The 19,002-nt window shown below is 49.0% G+C and carries 16 protein-coding genes, 1 tRNA gene and 1 pseudogene; 12 read left to right on the top strand and 6 right to left on the bottom strand.

From position 1 onward, the window contains the following. Positions 1-35 precede the first annotated feature (35 nt). Both CRG97_RS23740 and CRG97_RS23735 read left to right on the top strand, forming a co-directional pair. Positions 36-641 (top strand): glycerol-3-phosphate responsive antiterminator, encoded by a 606-nt coding sequence (locus CRG97_RS23740; RefSeq protein ID WP_076325856.1) that lies wholly within the window; start codon positions 36-38, stop codon positions 639-641. Positions 642-685: 44 nt separating this feature from the next. Continuing rightward, entirely contained in the window at positions 686-1,399 is a 714-nt protein-coding gene (locus CRG97_RS23735; protein ID WP_098748124.1) for an MgtC/SapB family protein, read from the top strand. A gap of 116 nt (positions 1,400-1,515) precedes the next feature. On the opposite strand, the gene CRG97_RS23730 is transcribed toward CRG97_RS23735, so the two are convergent. Then, positions 1,516-2,199: a lysoplasmalogenase gene (locus CRG97_RS23730; RefSeq protein ID WP_098748121.1), complete on the bottom strand. Its 684-nt coding sequence runs from the start codon at positions 2,197-2,199 to the stop codon at positions 1,516-1,518. Positions 2,200-2,565: 366 nt separating this feature from the next. Between CRG97_RS23730 and CRG97_RS23725 the strand changes: the two genes are divergently transcribed. Together CRG97_RS23725 and CRG97_RS23720 are read left to right on the top strand one after the other, a co-directional pair. After that, a complete protein-coding gene (locus CRG97_RS23725) occupies positions 2,566-3,546 on the top strand; it encodes a copper amine oxidase N-terminal domain-containing protein (protein WP_076325671.1) in 981 nt (326 codons plus the stop codon). A 135-nt stretch (positions 3,547-3,681) separates the two neighbouring features. Then, positions 3,682-3,768: transfer RNA gene (locus CRG97_RS23720), tRNA-Leu, on the top strand. A 2-nt stretch (positions 3,769-3,770) separates the two neighbouring features. Here the strand turns inward: CRG97_RS23720 and CRG97_RS33365 are convergent. Further along, complete coding sequence (locus CRG97_RS33365; protein WP_098748118.1) at positions 3,771-4,001, bottom strand: hypothetical protein; 231 nt, start codon at positions 3,999-4,001, stop codon at positions 3,771-3,773. A 761-nt stretch (positions 4,002-4,762) separates the two neighbouring features. After that, positions 4,763-5,050, bottom strand: a complete 288-nt coding sequence (locus CRG97_RS23705) for a hypothetical protein (protein WP_076325676.1) — start codon at positions 5,048-5,050, stop codon at positions 4,763-4,765. 200 nt (positions 5,051-5,250) lie between these two features. Here CRG97_RS23705 and CRG97_RS23700 point away from each other — a divergent pair, with 200 nt between their 5' ends. The 7 genes from CRG97_RS23700 (at position 5,251) to CRG97_RS23670 (ending at position 15,523) form a co-directional block, all read left to right on the top strand. Further along, entirely contained in the window at positions 5,251-7,059 is a 1,809-nt protein-coding gene (locus CRG97_RS23700; protein WP_098748115.1) for a cache domain-containing sensor histidine kinase, read from the top strand. Between the two features lie 3 nt (positions 7,060-7,062). Beyond that, on the top strand, positions 7,063-8,694 hold the full coding sequence (locus CRG97_RS23695; RefSeq protein ID WP_098748112.1) for a response regulator: 1,632 nt from the start codon (positions 7,063-7,065) through the stop codon (positions 8,692-8,694). Between the two features lie 172 nt (positions 8,695-8,866). Further along, positions 8,867-10,255, top strand: a complete 1,389-nt coding sequence (locus tag CRG97_RS23690; RefSeq protein ID WP_098748109.1) for an ABC transporter substrate-binding protein — start codon at positions 8,867-8,869, stop codon at positions 10,253-10,255. A 106-nt stretch (positions 10,256-10,361) separates the two neighbouring features. Then, positions 10,362-11,264 (top strand): carbohydrate ABC transporter permease, encoded by a 903-nt coding sequence (locus tag CRG97_RS23685; RefSeq protein WP_018751892.1) that lies wholly within the window; start codon positions 10,362-10,364, stop codon positions 11,262-11,264. Positions 11,265-11,278: 14 nt separating this feature from the next. Beyond that, complete coding sequence (locus CRG97_RS23680) at positions 11,279-12,115, top strand: carbohydrate ABC transporter permease (protein WP_098748107.1); 837 nt, start codon at positions 11,279-11,281, stop codon at positions 12,113-12,115. Positions 12,116-12,171: 56 nt separating this feature from the next. Next, positions 12,172-13,182, top strand: coding sequence for a glycoside hydrolase family 130 protein (locus tag CRG97_RS23675; RefSeq protein ID WP_098748104.1), 1,011 nt, complete (start codon positions 12,172-12,174; stop codon positions 13,180-13,182). A gap of 382 nt (positions 13,183-13,564) precedes the next feature. Then, entirely contained in the window at positions 13,565-15,523 is a 1,959-nt protein-coding gene (locus tag CRG97_RS23670) for a carbohydrate-binding protein (RefSeq protein ID WP_098748102.1), read from the top strand. A gap of 161 nt (positions 15,524-15,684) precedes the next feature. Here CRG97_RS23670 and CRG97_RS23665 read toward each other — a convergent pair. The 3 genes and pseudogenes from CRG97_RS23665 to CRG97_RS23655 form a co-directional block, all read right to left on the bottom strand. Continuing rightward, positions 15,685-15,961: pseudogene (locus CRG97_RS23665) on the bottom strand (DUF711 family protein); the annotation flags it as partial. Between the two features lie 17 nt (positions 15,962-15,978). Further along, a protein-coding gene (locus tag CRG97_RS23660) for an IS5 family transposase (RefSeq protein WP_202618990.1) occupies positions 15,979-16,754 on the bottom strand; the annotation gives its coding sequence in 2 pieces (ribosomal slippage) (positions 15,979-16,421 and positions 16,421-16,754; 777 coding nt in all). A gap of 23 nt (positions 16,755-16,777) precedes the next feature. Continuing rightward, positions 16,778-16,909 carry a ParA family protein gene (locus tag CRG97_RS23655; RefSeq protein WP_080742533.1) on the bottom strand — a complete coding sequence of 44 codons (132 nt, stop codon included), beginning with the start codon at positions 16,907-16,909 and terminating at the stop codon, positions 16,778-16,780. Between the two features lie 1,063 nt (positions 16,910-17,972). Between CRG97_RS23655 and CRG97_RS23650 the strand changes: the two genes are divergently transcribed. Beyond that, positions 17,973-18,989, top strand: a complete 1,017-nt coding sequence (locus tag CRG97_RS23650) for a LacI family DNA-binding transcriptional regulator (protein WP_237566560.1) — start codon at positions 17,973-17,975, stop codon at positions 18,987-18,989. Positions 18,990-19,002: the final 13 nt, after the last annotated feature.

Below are 19,002 nucleotides of genomic sequence, written 5' to 3'. Positions count from 1 at the left end.
AATTGGAGATGCTGCTGCGGCAACGAGGTGAAGACATGAAAACCAGTGTTGAAGGTGCACAACGAATTTCGTATTGCTTGAAGCGTAAGCCCATTATTACTTCATTAATGAATGCCGATGAACTCCCCAATGTACTAGCAACTGAGTCGAATATCGTGTTTATTCTTAAGACCGATATTTTTATCATCGAATCGATTGTTGAGCAGATTCGGGAGGCGGGCAAGCTCTCGTTTGTGCATTTTGATCTGATTGAAGGGATCGGCAAAGACAAGACGGGGGTTAAGTATTTAGCAGAAAAGGTTGGCATCGATGGTATTGTTACGACAAAAAACACCGCGATTGTTGAAGCGAAGAAACTGGGCTTGTTAACGGTTCAGCGACTGTTTGTATTCGATTCTGTTTCCCTGGACAACGGGATCAAGATGATTAAGGCCTCCAATCCGGATGCCATTGAAGTGCTGCCGGGCATGGTGTGTCAGCGGATTATGGAACGGATTCGTGCAGAGGTGGACGTGCCCGTCATCGCAGGAGGACTCATGATCGATCTGGAGGATTTTGATACAGCTTTGAAGAGCGGTGTAATTGGCATATCCACCTCCAGCAAAGAGCTATGGCGCTGGCAGGATGAACATATGGTATAGCGAAAGAGCCTCCGTAAATGACAAAGATGGGTGGAGATTAGGGAATGGATGTGTTTCAACTGGATACGGAGACCATGCTGATGCGGCTGCTATTGGCTGCATTGCTTGGCGGTTTAATCGGTTGGGAGCGGGAACGCAGAAACAAGCAGGCCGGTTTAAAAACCCATCTCTTGGTGGCTGTCGGATCAACACTGATTATGCTGACTTCCATTTACGGTTTTGATTCTGCACTGATCAATCATCCTAATGCGAGGGTTGATCCTGCCCGGCTGGCGGCACAAGTTGTAAGCGGTATCGGTTTCCTTGGTGCCGGGGCAATATTGCGGCGTTCCAATCATATCATTTCAGGTCTTACCACGGCGGCAACCCTATGGGTAGCAGCGGCTATCGGTTTAAGTGTCGGTTCCGGATTTTACTGGCCCGCGATCATAACGACGGCGATCGTTCTGGTCAGCACGCTGGTGTTGAATAAATTGGAATCAAAATTTCTCTTTATCAAAAAGTCAGGCAGTTTGAAGATCATCATTGAGGCTGGAGATCGTCCAGTTCATGTAAGTACCATTACGGAATTGCTGCAAAAGGCAAATATGACGGTGGAAGGCATGATCGTGAATAATGACACGACGGAAGACGACTCGACCAAGGTGACGATGGAATTCCGGGTGTATTCTTTTAACAGCAAGGGAATTAACGGATTGTTTGAGCAATTGTGGCAGGTAGAGGGGATTAAGCAGGTTCGCATGAACTGGCGGGATTAAGCGTTTATCGGATTTGCTTGATGCCCGAATGGTTATAAGGCCAGATCCTATGATTGGGCTAAATATGCTGTACAGGGCTGAGCCCGGGTGGATCCCTGGCTCAGCTTTTTTGCCTTCTATGGGGCTGCAGATGTATTCAAGGACGAGCTTCCTAAAGCCTGTACTTGAGGTCTATCAAAAGCCGAGATGCTTCTGGCAATCAGAAATTGGGCGGCATAATAAGTAGTCATGATCCATATGTCCGAATAGAGGATATCGGCAACAAACATGTTCCAGGACAAGATCGAGTCAGAGATGACAAAGAGCAGGCTTCCAACCATCGCATATCGATTTCCGGTCATGATGGCTGTCCAGAGCATGAACGAAATGACAGCAATATAGGCGATGACAGGAATAATCAAAGCCTGTTCTCCGTTTGATTTGAGAGAAGACACCAATTGGATACCCATCCATACCGAATAAGCTGCAATCGGAACGATGCTGAGGAGGCGGGGAGCTGAATAATGCCACTGTCCCAAGAAGCCGGCCGTATAGAACAGATGCCCGATCAGAAAAGCAGAGAGACCGACAACAAACCAGATGAGCGTCCCGTCACCGATCATAGAGAAGAATAGTCCTGCTAACAGTAGATAGTGAATCCTGGATCTATGGGGCGGGAATTGCCGATAGGCAAACAGGATGATGAGCCACATCGGAATGAGCTTGAACAGCAGTTTGACGACCAAGGGTTCGGATGGAATGAAGAAAATATAAAGCAGACTCATCATCAGGATGATCAATGGCAACATGTATCGTTTCAAATACAGTCCTCCTATGCGCATGTAATCTTAATGTTAGATTATTCTTCTTATAGCATCCCTATCCCTCTTTCCTGTCTTCGCATGAAATAGGAATGTAAAGCATTATTAGAAATAAATTAAATCTGCTGAAATTGCTTGGAAAATATATTCCGCGATTTTATATTTTAATTGCCTTAGTATAAGGGGGAACATATCATGGAGGATGAGTATTCGGAGCCCGTGAGCATGAATCGAGGTTTAAAGCGGAATCGCATCGTCATGGAAGTGTAAGAATAGATAAAATAACGTTTCGCGCTTGGAATTAAGGGTATAGACCATTTATCAGCGAAAATGGACAGAGAACATAAGAAGGGGTGACAGCTGTTGATGAAGAAGCGCAAAGGGGTTCGAGTGCTGCTGGCAGGGATTACTGCGGCGGTTATAGCCTTAACCGGAAACTTACAGTATGGAGGGGGAGTAGTGGCAGCGGAGGCATCCTCGAACAAACAGATTGAGATTAGAGTGAATGGAGGGAAGCTGATGCTCGATTCTCCGGCAATTATTCAGCATGGCCTAGTCATGGTTCCTTTTCGCGATATTTCGACTGCGATGGGGGCGGAGGTTCACTGGAATCAAGCCAAGCAGACCGCGGTTGTGAGCAACGGTAAACATACGACAAGTTATACAGTGGGAAAGCCCAATGCGATACAAGACGGTAAATGGGTGACGCTGGATGCTTCGCCTAAGCTTAAGGAAGGACGGGTCTATATTCCACTGCGGTTCTCGGCTGAAGGTCTCGGAGGCAAGGTAACCTGGAATAACGCTTCAAAACAAGCCATGATCTTTCCTGTGCTCACACCTAAAGAGGCTGAAACTGCCTTGTCCAAGAGCGCGGATCAAGTGATGACGCTATTGAAAAACAAAGATTTTGAGAAGCTTGCAGAATTCGCTCATTCAAAAGGAGTCACCTTCTCCCCATACGCTTATGTGGACCGTCAGAAGGATATCACGTTAAGCAAACAACAGCTGCGCGATGGGTTTAAAGATGATACCTTATACCGTTGGGGCGAGTTTGATGGCAGCGGTAAACCGATTTCCATGAATTTCGAAAAGTATTATAAGACGTTTATTTATACAAGCGATTTTGCCGCTGCGCCTTGGGTGGGTTACAACCAATCCAAAAGCGAAGGAAATACGTTGAACAATGCGACCAGCCAGTATAAAGGGGCAGTCATCGTTGAGTATTACTTCGATGGGGTTCATCCTGATTATGCTGGCATGGACTGGGAAAGCCTGCGTCTTGTGTTTCAGCAGGAAGGGAATACATGGGTCTTATCCGGAATTATTCATGATCAGTGGACGATCTGATGTTGCCATGAATGGTCGAAATCACGCGGAATATATGGTTTCGACCATTTTTTTAAAAAAATGCTTGCTTTTTAACTATGGGCGTAATATACTCTTAATTACGGTGATCAACACGATACCGACTTTACATAATATGCGGTCGTGGCGGAATTGGCAGACGCGCACGGTTCAGGTCCGTGTGGGCTAACCCCCGTGGAGGTTCGAGTCCTCTCGACCGCACCACTTCAATTATAATAGGTTTCTGATCTGCTTTTTTTGGCAGAGCAGGAACTTTTTTTATTTAAAATATTGAGGCTAGTGCTCATTACTTTCAGTAATTTGTAAGCTGTTTTTTTGGTGCTGATGCCGCCAAGCATTTCACACATTTGCTCCACCGTAACGACATCTGGGTAATTCAGAAGCAGAAGGGTATAAGGGTCAGGAATAATAGTCGGCTCTGAGCCGGCTTCTGACATGTTTTATCTCCTCGTAGCCTGGAAGAAACGAAAAAACCCGCGAAAAACCTTGATTTTACAAGGTTTTTCCGGGTTTTATGTTCCTCTTCTTGGACAATAACATGTACGACTCAAAATCGAGTGGGAAACCGTGGAGGTTCGAGTCCTCTCGCCGGTATTACTTTACTAAGAGCAGTTCATTAGATTAAAAATCTAGTGGACTGTTTTTATTTTTATTACTTCATTCATTCGGTTTGCGGAAGTGACCTTGGAACTGAATTCCAAGTGAGTATAGATGTTGGCTGTGGTGGAATAGACACTGTGACCCAGCCATTCTTGTACTTCTTTCATGCTAACGCCAATTGCTATGGCACGAACCCTACTGGTCATAGCCTATAGCATGCTGAAAAACAAAGAAGCTTACCTAGAAGGCCGACCCCAAAAACGAGCAAGTTAACGGGAGAATTGTCATGATTCTCCCTTTCTTCACACCATAGACCGGACAGCTTGGCCGTCACCAGCAGGACAACTTACGCCGTCAACCGCCGGTCATTATGTATTAGCAGTAACACTCCCAAACAGTAGCCGATTAGCTGAAATTGACGATGTCCGGTATCCAGAAGACGGGCCGCATAGTCGTCAGCCAGTCGTTCGATCAGTCCGTCAATGCTCCTGGTCTCAATAGCGCTCTACATCCGCAATCGTAATGCCAACAACTGGTCCCAGCCCTTGTTCATCCAGGTGTCGAAGCAGCAAATGGAAGCAGTTTATTGTTCCCAGACCTATACATGGAATACCACATGAAGCGGACCAGATTCCCCGCCGCCATAATAAGTGAACACTGCGTTGCTGCCAGTATTCAGTTGGGGCAGGACTTCGCTCAACGTTCCCCCCATCTCTGTTTCATGCTTCATAGAATCGCCCTTGAAACCGTCAGTTTGGCTAATTGTATTATTTTTTACGTATGAGGCAACAAAATCAGTGAGCTCTGCTACTGTTGGATCGTTCAACATTTGCCGCAGAAAGGCATCAAACGGAATGGACTGACCGTCACAAGCATAATTACTCAATCGCGCAGCTTCCCGTCAACCTGAGCCATGATTAGTGAATTCGCACCATGTTATGCGGAGGGCCCCCTGCCTATTGATAATAAGGGACGGAATCCGCTAAATAATCATGCCCTGTCTTGACGCCGGGCCGGAGCAGCCGTATGGTACAAGTGACAAGAACTGACAATCGTAGGGAGATACATGCTCAAGAAGGGGGAAATATGAATACATTCACAGCCTATGGCCGGCAGCTCCGGCGGCAGATCGCCGGCAGGTATTACCGGATATCCATCAAACAGAGGATTCTGTTCTCGTTCATCGTGCTGATTACGCTGTCCATCAGTGCAATGGGCACCTTCTCGTATTGGATTGCCGCGCAGGAGATCGAGGATAATGTTTACGCCGGCAGCCGGGAGACCGTAAGCAAGACGGCACAGCTTCTGGATTCCCGCCTGAATGATGTAGCGCTGTCCGTGCAGTCCCTGATGCTGAGCGATGCGTACCGCAAGATGATGATGGATGTGCTGAGCCATGAGGTCTCTAATTATTATGTACATCTGTCTGATCTGCAATATGTACTCTCGCAGGCAACGTTCAATCAGCCGATCATTGAGAATGTGCTGATCGTTACCCCGATTGGCGATTTCTATTCCACTACGCAGATCCGGGCGCAGGACAACTCGTTCTACGGCTCGGAATTATATGATCTGAGCAAGGAGCAGCCGGGCGGCTACTGGGCCAAAGGACATTATGACCGGTTATTCACGGGCAGCCAGCGGGTGGTCTCCTTCATAGTCCGGGGAATCTATGAATACCCTTACACGCCGATCAGCAATGTATTTATTGTGGTCAATATCAGGGAGAGCCGGATAGATGAGCTGCTGAATAAAGGCGGTGAACAAGCAGGATGGAATTATTACCTGGTGAGCGGGGAAGGAGAGGCGGTAGTGGAGTCCCGCTGGCCGTTCCGGGGCAGATTCCCTTGGAAGCCGGTGCTTGCTGAAGCCGGAAAAGCAGCCGATCCGCAGGATCACAACTACAGCTATGGCGGCAAGGAGTATCTGGTAAATTATACAAGCTCAGCGGCATCACCCGACTGGATTATCTCCGGGATGCAGTCGCGGGACCAGTTGCTGGGTAAGCTGCAGCGGGTGCAGCGCATTACCCTCTATGTCATCGTTGTCTTCCTGCTGGCGACCTGGCTGATCTCCAATCAGCTGACATCTGTGCTGCTGAAGCCCCTGTTCAAGCTGCGGCGGCTGATGCGCAGAGTCGAAGAGAACCAGCTCAGTGTGGTGTATGAGAGCCGTTATGAGGACGAGGTTGCCCAGGTTGGCTTTCAGTTCAACCGGATGATGTCGGAGATTAAGACGTTGATCGAGGATGTGAAGACCAAGGAGGAGGGCAAGCGTCATGCAGAGATCCGTGCCCTTACGGCGCAGATGGAGCCGCACTTTCTGTACAATACGTTGAACACCATTTATTGCAAATCGGTAATGGGCGAGAATGACGATGTGAATGAGATGATCCTGTCTTTGTCGCAGATGTTCCAGATCGGGCTCAGCGGCGGCAAGGATCTGATTACCCTTGCGGATGAGCTGTCCCACATGCGGCAGTATTTCGCCATTCAGCAGAAATGCTATGAAGGACTGTTTGAATACACGGTGACGGTAGAGGACGAGGCCCTGCTGTCCTGCCTGCTGCCGAAGATTATCCTGCAGCCGGTGGTGGAGAACAGCATTCAGCATGGATTCAGCGACCGGACAAAAGGAGGCAGGATAGACATCACGGTCAGCCGGGAGCAGGGGCTCCTGCATATTTGCATTACCGACAACGGACGGGGGCTTGATGCTGAACGGGTCAAGCAGGGGCTGGTCAGGGCTCCGCAGTCGAGGAAAGGTTATGCCCTGTTCAACATCAGGCACCGGCTGGCCCTGTATTACGGGGACGAAGCCCGTATGGACGTTGGCGGCGAACCATGTAAGGGATCGCGGACGGATCTGTGGATTCCCGCAGAGGAGGAGAGTTGAAGGATGGACCAAAAGCTGGAGCCGGAAAGGTTCAAATTATGTGTAATCGACGATATCAAAAGTGTGGTGGAGATGGTCTCGCGCAAGCCGCCGTGGCAGGAGCACGGTATTGAGGTCACAGGTACGGCGCTTAACGGCGAAGCGGGCCTGCAGATCATCCGCGAGACCCGGCCGGACATTGTGCTGACGGATATCCGGATGCCAAGAATGGATGGCCTGCAGATGACCCGGGCGATACTGGAGGTGCTGCCGGACTGTAAGATTATTATCCTCAGCGCTTACTCGGAGTTCTCTTATGCCCAGGAAGCCATCCGGCTGGGGGCGCTTGATTTCGTGAAGAAGCCCTTTTCCCTGGAGGAGATTGTGAATGCAGTGCTGAAGGCCAGGGAGCTGTGCCGGGAGGAGCGTCAGGAGACCGCCAGACTTGCTGTAATGGAGGCGAGAATCAGGGAAAGTCTGCCTATTCTCCGCCAGGAATATCTCACCTTCCTGCTGCACCACCAGACGACAGAAGCGGATGCCCGTTCCCGCTGGGCCTATCTCGATATCCCGCTGGACCAGCATGATTTCTTCGTGTTTGTCGCCGAGATCGATCATTTCGCGGAGAAGCTGAGCGGCCAGCCTGTGCAGGAGGTCGAGCTGCTAAGATTCAGCCTGCACAATATTCTCGAAGAGACGATTTCCGCCCTGACCCGCGGCGTTATTATCCGGGAGGCGACAGACCGGTACGTCTGTATCATGAACGGCTCAGACCCGGAGACCGCCGCGCTGATTACGGAGGCCTGCTGCATGAATGTAAGCCGCTTCTCGCGTCATACCATTTCTATTGGCGTGGGCCTGGGCACAGCGGCGATTCAGGAGCTGGGCACGGCGTACAGGCAGGCGCTTAGCGCGCTGGGGTATCATTTCTATACCGGGGGCAACGGGGTATATCATTATAGCAATATCGAGAATAAACCTCTCTCGCTCCACAGCTATTCCGCCGCCGCCGAGCAGGAGCTGCTGTTCGCCCTGCGTTCCGGCAATTCCGCCAAAAGCCTGCAGGTGCTGGACCAGCTGTTCGCGGAGCTGCTGGACAGCGGGCTTTTGCCTGAGCCGCGTTATGTTGAAAGTGTCGGCTATGAGCTGAGCTCCAGGATCTGCCGGGTCCTGCTGGAGCAGTTCCCTTATGGGCAGGTGGAGCCGCTGGAACTCAGAATTGCTGCCATGAAGAACCAGGTGCATCCTTCCCTTCAAGATATACGGGACCTGCTGTCCTGGCTCTGCCGGGAGGCCTGTGCGCTGGTGGAGCAAGCCCGTTCTCTGGAGTCCACGCGGATTATCCGTCAGGCCGTCGAATATATCCATAGTCATCTGGACACGGGGCTGTCGCTGGAGCAGATGGCGAAGCAGATTAACCTTAGCCAGGGGTATTTCTCCAATCTGTTCAAGAAGGTGCAGGGAATTTCGTTTCAGCAGTATGTGATGCATGAGAAGATGGAGAAGGCCAAGGCGATGCTGATCAGCGGCCGGCAGGTTCAGGAGATCGCCCAGGATCTCGGGTATGAGCACAGGCGCTATTTCAGCGAGGTGTTCAAGAAATATACCGGCATGACCCCGTCCGAGTTCAAATTGTATTATCTTGGAAAAGAATAGGAATCAGCAGGGGAGGGATTTCCGCAGGGCGGAGATTACCTCCCTTGTCTGTATAGAACTCCTGCAGAAATCTGCCCTTAATGTGGGCTTACCCGCCTTATCTGGATGCGCCTATCGAACTATAATCAGGTTGTAAGCGAATACAGCAGGGATATATAAGGGGGCACTACCAATGATGAAGCGTATGCTAATGACATCTCTGAGCCTGGTCCTGGCACTTGGCTTGGCAGCCTGCGGCAACGGTAACAGCAACGGCGGCAATGCTGCTGAAGGCACGGGAAACGGGGCGACAGCCGGCTCGGGGGGGGAAACTAAAATCAGCTACTGGACAGGCGACCGCCACGATGCGGATTTCGTGAAGGAGAAGGTAGCCGAGTTCAACGCAACCAATACTGACGGGATTGAGGTGGAGCTGGTCGTCAAGGGCGACGACTTCGATACCGCGCTCGATCTGTCCTTCCAGACCTCCGATGCACCGGATGTGATCCGGGTGAAGGAGAATACCATCCAGACCTTCTACAAAAAAGGCTTTCTCGCTCCTATTGACGAGTTCCTGAACGATGAGCTGAAGGCGAAATTCCCGGCCATGCCGGATCTGAATGAATTCGACGGCAAGCGTTACAGTCTGCCGAACTATGGAACGACCATGCGTCTGGTGTACAACAAGGATCTGTTCGCCAAAGCGGGCATTGAACATCCGCCGACTACCCTGCAGGAGCTGGTGGATACAGCCAAGAAATTGACAGAAGCCGGCAAAGCGGACGGCGCTTACGGCTTCGCCCTTAACTTCAAGAGCCCCGGCAGTGCGTTCGCACGTTCGGCACGGGTGGTTGCGGAGATGAGCGGCTATGGCGGCTTCGGGTATGATTTCAAGACAGCCCGCTACGACTTCAGCGGCTTCGAGCCGATCATCAATGCCTTTAAGCAGATCAGGGACGACGGCAGCATGCTGCCGGGTGTAGAATCGCTGGATATTGATCCGCTGCGGGCGCAGTTTGCGGAAGGCAAGATCGGAATGTATATGTCCTACTCCTCAGAGCCTGGCGTCTACAAGAATCAGTTCCCGGCCAAGATTGACTGGGCGGCCGCTCCGGTTCCTACCATCGACGGCACCGTGAAGGGGGCTTCCGGCTTCCTCGGGGGCCAATGGCTGGCGCTGAGCTCGAAATCAGAGCATAAAGAAGCAGCCTGGAAGTTCATGGAGTTCATGTACGGCGATCAGGTGCTGACGGATTATCAGGAAAAAGGCTTCGGCATCTCCATGGTTCCATCCATTAGCGCAGCAGCCAAGACACCGGATGTGAACGGCATTGAAGGCTTCCTGCCGAACAAGCACGATGGGGTGTGGCCGGTCTATCCGTCTGTAGCACCGGAAGGAATGAAATCGGATGACGCCTTCTTCAAATATATGCTGAACGGCGGCGACCTGAAGGCGGTTATCGCTGATCTGAACAAACGCTATAACGCTGCACTGGACAGTGTGATTGCGAATGACGGCATAAAGGCTGAGCCGGATACCGGCTTTGATCCCGCCGCTCTGGGCGGCAAGTTCGCCAAGTAGACAGAAGGTTAGGGATAGAGATATAGGCCGGGATAGTGGGGGATGAGGGAGCAACTCCCTCATCCCTCTGCTCTGGTCGTAAAGGAAAGGAGCCGGAAGAAACCAGATGAACAAAACGAAACATGCCTTATTTTCATACAGTTTTATCTTTCCAAGTGCCTTGCTCACGTTGGTTCTCGGGATTTACCCGATTGCCTGGGCGTTCCGCTATATGTTCTATGATTACAAAGGGTTCGGAACGGCGCGGTTTACCGGTCTGGCCAATTTCAGCCGCATTCTGAAGGACACCCAGTTCTGGGATTCGGTGGTGAATACATTTGTCTATGCTGGCGGCAAGCTGCTGATCACCATTCCGCTGGCCTTGCTGCTGGCAGTCATATTGAACCGGGGGCTGCGGGGCAGACAACTGCTGCGGGGGATTTTCTTCATGCCGACCGTCATCAGTACCGCTGTAATGGCCGTAGTCTTCTTCACGATTTTCAACTCATATAACGGGATTCTCAACCAGTTTCTGATCCGCCTGGGCCTCTCCGATTCCGGTGTGGACTGGCTGGGGCCGAAATATGCCATGCTCACCGTCATTCTGGTTGCGGCCTGGGGGGCGGTCGGCAATTATATGCTGCTCTTCCTCGCCGGTCTGCAGAATATTCCGGAGGATGTGTATGAGGCGTCTTCCCTGGACGGGGCAGGCAGAATCCAGCAGTTCCGCTATGTCACCCTGCCGATGCTCGGACCTGTGATGCAGATGGTTATTATGCTGGCGATCATTACAGCCCTGAAGGGTTACGAGAGCATCATGGTTCTGACTGAAGGAGGTCCTGTAGGCAAGACAGAGGTCATGTTCCTGTATTTGTACAAATTATTTTTCCCTGTCGGCGGGAGCAGCGCGGCGGTTCAGGTCCAGGAGTTCGGATACGGCAGTGCGGTCGCCTTTGTGTCTGCGGTCATTGTAGGGATGATATCACTCATTTATTTCTACGCATCCAGACGCATGAATCAGACCGATTGAGGAGAGAGGCTATTATGAGACTAAGAACCATACTGGGCAATATCATCCTGTGGATTTTTTTGCTGGCTGTTGCTTTTATTACGCTGATTCCGGTCGTTTTCACCATCCTGGGCTCCTTCAAGACTAATGCTGAGCTTACTGCGGGAGCGACCTTCCTGCCGGCGAGCTGGCACTTCTCGAACTATGCCGAAGCCTGGGCGCAGGCCAATTTCTCCAGGTATACCCTGAACAGCCTGATTGTCTCCCTGGCGGCGGTGGTCGGCACGCTGCTGGTATCATCCATGGCGGCTTATGTGGTGGACCGGATGGATTTTGCCGGCAAAAAATTGTATATCGGACTGCAATCCTTCACCATGTTCGTGGTTGTAGGGGCGGTCGTGCTGCGTCCGCAGTTCGATCTGATGGTTAAGCTTCATCTGCACAGCAGCCTGTGGGGCGTTATATTGATTCTGATCTCCGCCCATGCTTCGATCTTCTTCATTCTCTCCAGCTTCATGAAGGGGATTCCCCGCGAGCTGGACGAGGCGGCGCTGATGGACGGCAGCTCTCCCGGCCGGACCTTCTGGCGGATAATTCTGCCGCTGCTCGGACCCGGACTTGGCGTAGGTGCCCTGTTCACCTTCCGCGGCGCGTGGAATGAATATCTGCTGCCGCTCGTGTTCACGATGACGAAGCCGGAGCTGCAGACGCTGACCGTCGGGCTGGCGAACCTGAAATACGGGATTTCGGCCGCTTCTCAGACCCACTATATGATGGCGGGCGCCTGCTTGTCCATTCTGCCGATTCTCGTGGCCTATCTGTTCGCCAACAAATCCTTCATGCAGATGACGGCCGGTTCCCTCAAAGGGTAGCGGTCCGGCCCTGCGCAACCCATATTCCATATTTAACATTCAAGGAGGTACACCCCATGACTCAACACGCTCCGGCAATTCTGCAATCTGCCCCGTTCATCCGGCGGTATCCGGGCAATCCGGTGCTGGATGCAACGAAGGTTCCTTACCCCACCGCACTGGTATTCAATGCCGGTGTAACGAAATTTAACGGCAAGTATGTGATGATCTTCCGTAATGATTACGGCTCACTGGTCGATCAGACGCTTGAGCCGCACCACACCACGGATCTCGGCATTGCTTACAGTGACGACGGGCTGAGCTGGACCGCCGGCCCGAAGCCAGTGTTCAAAATGCATGACGAGGAAATTATCCGCGCCTACGACCCGCGCCTGACCGTGATCGGCGGCCGTTGTTATATGTGTTTTGCCGTGGATACGCACCATGGCATCCGCGGCGGAATTGCCGTTACCGATGATCTGGAACACTTCGAGGTGCTCAGCCTGTCTACACCGGACCTGCGCAATATGGTACTGTTTCCCGAGTTGATCGGCGGCAAGTATGTCCGGCTGGAGCGTCCCTTCACGGTATACAGCCGCGGCGGCCGGGACCGCTTCGATGCCTGGATCTCCGAGTCGCCGGACCTGAAGCATTGGGGCAACTCCAGCCTACTGCTCGCCGTTGAGCAGGTGCCGTTTGCCAATGACAAGGTCGGCCCGGCCGCACCTCCGGTCCGGACGGATAAGGGCTGGCTGACCACCTTCCATGCGGTGGATGTGGACCCGGCCAGAGGCAAGCACGGTTGGGAGGACACCTGGAAGAAGCGCTATACCGCCGGAATTATGCTGCTGGATCTGGAGGACCCCCGCAAGGTGATCGGCATGAGCAGGCAGCCGCTGCTGGCACCGGAGACAGACTATGAGATTGGCGGGGGCTTCCGCAATCATGTGATTTTTCCGGGAGGGATGATTCTGGAGGATGACGGCGAGGTCAAGATCTATTACGGCTCTGCGGATACGGTGGAATGTCTGGCAACGGCCCATGTGGACGATATGCTCCGGCTCTGTCTGGAGCCGGAGCATAGATAAGATTGGAAGCAGGCTGAGGGCGGAAATGCGGAGTAACAGTGGGGCCATGTGCCATGATTGGAGCGGCTTGCGCGGAGATTGTGCATGAAGTGCAACAATGCTAGATCAATAGCAGCGACCGTGGGGAGATTGTGCATAAAATGCAACAATACAGCTCAGTAGTAGCGACCAACGCAGAAATCCTGCACAAGGTGCAACAAAACCGGGGCTGTACTTTAAAAGGAAACTTTGCTGATGCAGAAAAGGTTAGTATTACTCTGCCACTTCCGAAGCTGAACAGGAATATGTCGACTTTATGAAAAGAGTAATAGAGCATCACTGGTGAAATCATTATTCACTGATGACAGAGTATTTTCTGAAAATATGAAAGAGGTGTTTATTTATGTTAAAAAAGTTAAAATTATTAAGTTTAATTGTTTGTATGCTCGCCAGTCTGTTAGCTGTCGTTCCTTTGACAGCAAGAGCGGCGGCTACAATTGTAAGCTATCCATTACCGCCGATCTATACCACGACCAGTCAATACACGGTAACAGCAGACTCTACAAATATACCGGTAATCGACACTTCGGCGGTATTTGTAAACTATAATTATTGTAATTTCTCTTTTTCAGGTACTACTACAATCACAATAACAGCAAGCGAGCCAATCAATACCTATAATATTTCTCCCAAAGCTTTGGGAATCACTGCAACAAAGAGCGGAAATACACTTACATTTACACTTTCATCACCAACCTATCTTATAGTTAAAATCAATAACCTGAAAGATCTGGTTATTGCGGCAGATGCTCTTGAAACCAATGTTCCGGCTTCATCCGGTACAGGTATATACAATGTTAAAACTCAATACGGTGCCGACAGTACCGGTGCCGCTATGGCTACAACTGCAATACAAAACGCCATAAATGCGGCTAACGCAGCAGGTGGCGGTATCGTATACGTTCCAGCCGGAGTTTACAAGAGCGGAAACCTTGTTCTAAAAAGCAATGTTTCGGTTTATCTGGAGGGTGGTTCTGTTATAAGGGGTTCAGGAAATCCAAGCGATTACACTACTCATTTTCATAAGAATTCTCTGAATAAGGATGGAACATGGTTTATTTATACCGAAACAAATGCAAACAATATTAAGATATACGGCAGGGGGACTATTGACGGCAATGGCCATTATATGAGAAATACAAACAATTATTTGAACAATATTCTTGTACCCTTGCAGTGCAGCAACTTCACGGTTGACGGCATAACCATAAGAGACAGCGGTGGCTGGGCTACAATCGTTACAAGATCTAATAACGTAACATTCCAGAATACAAAGCACTTCAACAACAATGAACTTGATTATGAAAATGATGCAATAGACATTCAAGAGAGCCAGAATGTACTCATAAAGCACACGGTAGCAGTATCGGAGGATGACACATACTCATTTAAGACATGGGATGTAGCAACTACGGATATAGCTGCAAACTGGCCGGGAAGTCCTGAAAACCAGTCAAATGTAGTTGTGGATGATGCTTTGGCTTGGAGCAGATGTGGAGCATTCAAGGTTGGAGATGGAGTGAAACAGCTTCAGGATGGCATAGTTGTTAAAAACTCTTATGTATACAGATGCTGGCGCGCTTTAGCGGTAGGTCATCTTTATGGGACTCCAGCAGCACAAAACATCATATTTGACAATATAGATGTAGAAGGCTTCTGGCCAAGATCCGGTGTTCACTCCAGGTGGTTTGATCTTTCTGCAAAAACCGGTCCGATAAAAAATGTGGTCTATAATAATATCAATTTACGCGCTTTAGGTGAAGTTTCAATAATGAAGGGTTGGAGTGACACATCTACTGTCTCCGGAGTTACATTAAACAATGTTCGCGTCGGTGGAGTTGCGGCAACTACACTCGCAGAATTGAAAATAACAGATACTAACAGCTATGCTGCAGCTCCCAAATTCAACACATTGAAATTTGAAGCGGAAGGTTATAACCTTAGTTCAGGTGTTATATCCTATGAGGCAAGCACTGATGGTGGGCTGGATGTTGGTGGAGGGAGTAATGGCGACTATATAGCATTTAAAAATGTAGACTTTGGTAGTACAGCTAAAACAAGTATTGATTTGAAGGTTGCATCCGCTAATTCCGGCGGAAGGATAGAATTCCACTTGGACAGTCCTACAGGCACTATGCTGGGTTATTGGACGGCAGAAAGCACAGGCGGATGGCAGACATGGTCAGTCAAGAATATCCCGCTTAATGCCGGGACAGCTGTAGGAACCCATACGGTATATGTTACTTTTGTTAAGTCAGATTCAACCACAGTTGCAAATTTAACTTGGTTCCAGTTCAAATAGAATGGAAATTGTTTGATTTAATTGCAATAAGATGGATAAAGGGGTATATCAAATGATATGCCTCTTCATTCAGCTAAAGTTTTTTTCTACGACTGACCAACTAACACAAAAAAACAGCAAGTCTCCTAAGTGAAATAGGGACTTGCTGTTTGAGGTTTCAATTAATTCTTAAAGCTATGAATTGGAGCTGAGATTCGTCCGCCATGATTAACGAAGTTCGCGCAGTTGAAGCCGTTTACTGCTATAACTGGTGCATATCCGAGCAGGCCGCCAAATTCGACCAAAGGTCATAGCTTCCAGCTTCTCTAGTGTAAGGGTACCCCGCTGAACTGCTTGAATCATGCCGTGATCTTCATTGACCGGAATAAAGGCTCTACTATTAAGCCCACCTACATAGGAGGAGGCCATTACGCCACTTTTTTTAACATTGTCATTTAGGGCGTGTCTGAAAACTATCATTGAGTCAATTTAAAAATGGAAGCTATGTATATAAACGCGAGGAATGACTTAGCCAACTTATCGTAACGAGTGACCACACGGCGAAAGTGTTTGATTTTATTGAAAAAGCATTCAACCAAGTGGCGTTCTTTGTACCGATACCAATCGACCTTCCATGGATGTTGACTATTCGTTTTAGGCGGAATGGTGTAAGTGGCCTGTTTAGTCGTAATCCAGTTCCGAATCGCTTCTGAGCCATAGGCTTTGTCGCCAAGAATGTGGCTTCCCGTAATATCCAACTCCTGAAGCAATTCGATCGCTGGAACAGAATCATAAACTTGACCACCCGTCAGTAGAAAAGCTAGAGGGTTGCCTAATCCATCGACTACGGCATGAAGTTTGGTCGTCTTGCCGCCACGACTGACGCCGATGTGTTGGTTTACTTCGTGTCCATCTGCGATTTTTTTGCACCGGCACTGTGTTGGTGGGCTTTGACCGATGTAGAATCGATGCTCAAGTTTTCAAAATCGGGTTCGATGTGAAGGGCTTGGAAGATGGCGATAAGGAGTCCGGAGTCTCTCCATTTGCAGAAACGACTGTAGGCCGTTTTCCATGAACCATAACGTTCTTCCGGCAAGTCTCGCCATGCCTCACCACTTCGGGCAATCCAAAGAAAGGCGTTAAACATCGTACGATTGCTTAATTTCGACGGTCTTCCTGTTTGATAGGGCGGGAACATGTCCTTTATTTGTTCCCACTGTTCATCGGTTATTTCGTACCGTCTTGGAATCATGCTTGTTTCTCCATTCGTTTTTCTCATATCATACCATAGGATTCTTTAGTTTTCAGACACGACCTAGATAAAGCGTAAGCAAGATTGTATGCAGTGGTCGTTTTGCCTGTACCGCCTTTCTGATTGGCAATGGTAATAACCGTCGTTTTGGACATTTCAATTACCCTCCCTGAAGCAGATGCTTCATTATTTTGTCAATGGTAGGGAGCGGGCCGTTCTGTTGTTGTTCTTTCTGAGTTCTTCCCGAGTTCTCTCCAACATCCCCAAAAGGCTTCATTTTGCCCAGATGCCGGGAACCCTTACGGGGCTTGGAAAAGACCAGAAAAACCGCTGAAAACCTTGATTCTACAAGGCTTTTAGCGGTTTTTAAATTCCTCTTCTTGGACTTAACTTCTGCTATCTTCTCAATAGCAGTCGCGACTCAAAATCGTGAGGGAAACCGTGGAGGTTCGAGTCCTCTCACCGGCACCAAATGCATTTATCAGTAGTTCATTAGATCAATAGATCATGTGTCTAATTCGGCGTTTTTAGCGTTTGAGTGAGCTACCAGGTAATATGTTCGATACTGTAATTACATCCTACACTTTCCGTCCTAAGGTCTTGTAAAATAGATCTAGCCAATGGCTCTTGGGAACAGCAATCTCCTGAGAACTATCATGCATCCTTAAAGTAAGAGGCAGCAAGCCGGGTGGCATTCAGGTTTTTATTCCTGATTGTCCCCCAGGCATTTTTTTATTTACATTATCAATGCGCATTTTGAAGCAAATTGCGTAAACGTTTTAACAAGGAATTGATTGGAAAAAAGGAGTCTTAAATTAGGAAACAATGGGTTAAATCACTTCTGGTTTTTAGAGGAGTGGCTGACAGGTTAGATTCTAATAAAAATTGTATGATTTTTCCTGATATTTACTCGATACCAATGAAAGACTTGATTTCATGTTATAATATATGCCGCGAATACAAAGTTATATTAAAATTTAAGTTAAATACCAAACAAATACCTAACACATTAATGTTAGATATTAAAAATGTAACCGTTTTATTTTTCGATTTTTCGAAAAAAACCTATTGTAATCTGATTGATCATGAACTACAATAAAATCAGAAATTGCGTAAACGTTTACATTTTTAGAGTGGGAAATGAACTCATTTCGTTTATTATCAAAGGGAAATATTGAGAAAACGTTATGACTTTAAACTAAAGGAAGGGGGGTGGCTATGACGAACAAGGAAATTACAATTAAGGACGTAGCCAAGCAAGCAAATGTATCTGTAGCTACGGTATCCCGAGTGATGAATGGACGAGATCGCGTAAGTGAAGCCACTCGCAAGAAAATACTCAAAATAATCGAAGAGATGAACTTCGTTCCGAATACGATGGCTGCATCGATGGTCAATAAAAAAACCAACATGCTGTCCGTCGTGGTGCCGGAGATTCAGAATCCCTTCTACACCGCAGTCATTGGCGGTATGGTAGAGGTGGCCAAGAAGGAAGGCTTCTTTACTCTAGTAGTCGCCACGAATAGCGATGAGGCAGAGGAGGAAGAATTTTTTGAAAGCTTCCTAGGGAAAAATGTGGATGGAATCATCTTAATCGGTACGCATAAGGATGCAGAGTTTTACCGGAACATTCGCAAGCCTACCATCCTTGTCGACCGTTATATCAACGATTGCGGCCACGATGGTGTCTTAATCGACAACTTCCGCGGCGCGTACGAAGCGACCAAACATTTCGTGGACTATGGTCATGAACGCATTGCCATTATAGATGGGGCGCATGATTTTAACGATGGCAAGGACCGTTATTGGGGATATCGTCAAGCTATGCATGAGAGCGGCCTGACACCCGATCCTGCCTATCACAAGCAGGGGAAATGGCTGGAAGAGGACGGCTACCGATTTACGACGGAGCTTATGCAATCCGAGCAGCCACCGACAGCTATATTTGCGGCTAACAACGTCATCTGTACGGGTGCGATTAAAGCGATACGCGATTTGAATCTCCGAATCGGAGAGGATATTTCTTTAATTGGCTTTGATGATAACGAGCTTGCCCAGTTCGTGCAGCCAAGAGTGACTGTGGTCAGCAGACCGACAAGAGAGATGGGAATTCAAGCGGCGGAAATGCTCATTCAAAAAATCAAGAGAGAGCCTAAAGAGCGGACGAAGCTGAAAAAAATGATATTGGATGTTGAATTGAAGAAATTCGGCTCAGTCAAAAGACTGAAGGAGTAATATTGGGGGGAGA

This window comes from Paenibacillus sp. EZ-K15 (assembly GCF_002573715.1).
Classification (GTDB): Bacteria; Bacillota; Bacilli; order Paenibacillales; family Paenibacillaceae; genus Paenibacillus_AQ.
This window is presented reverse-complemented; position numbering and strand designations above follow the sequence as displayed.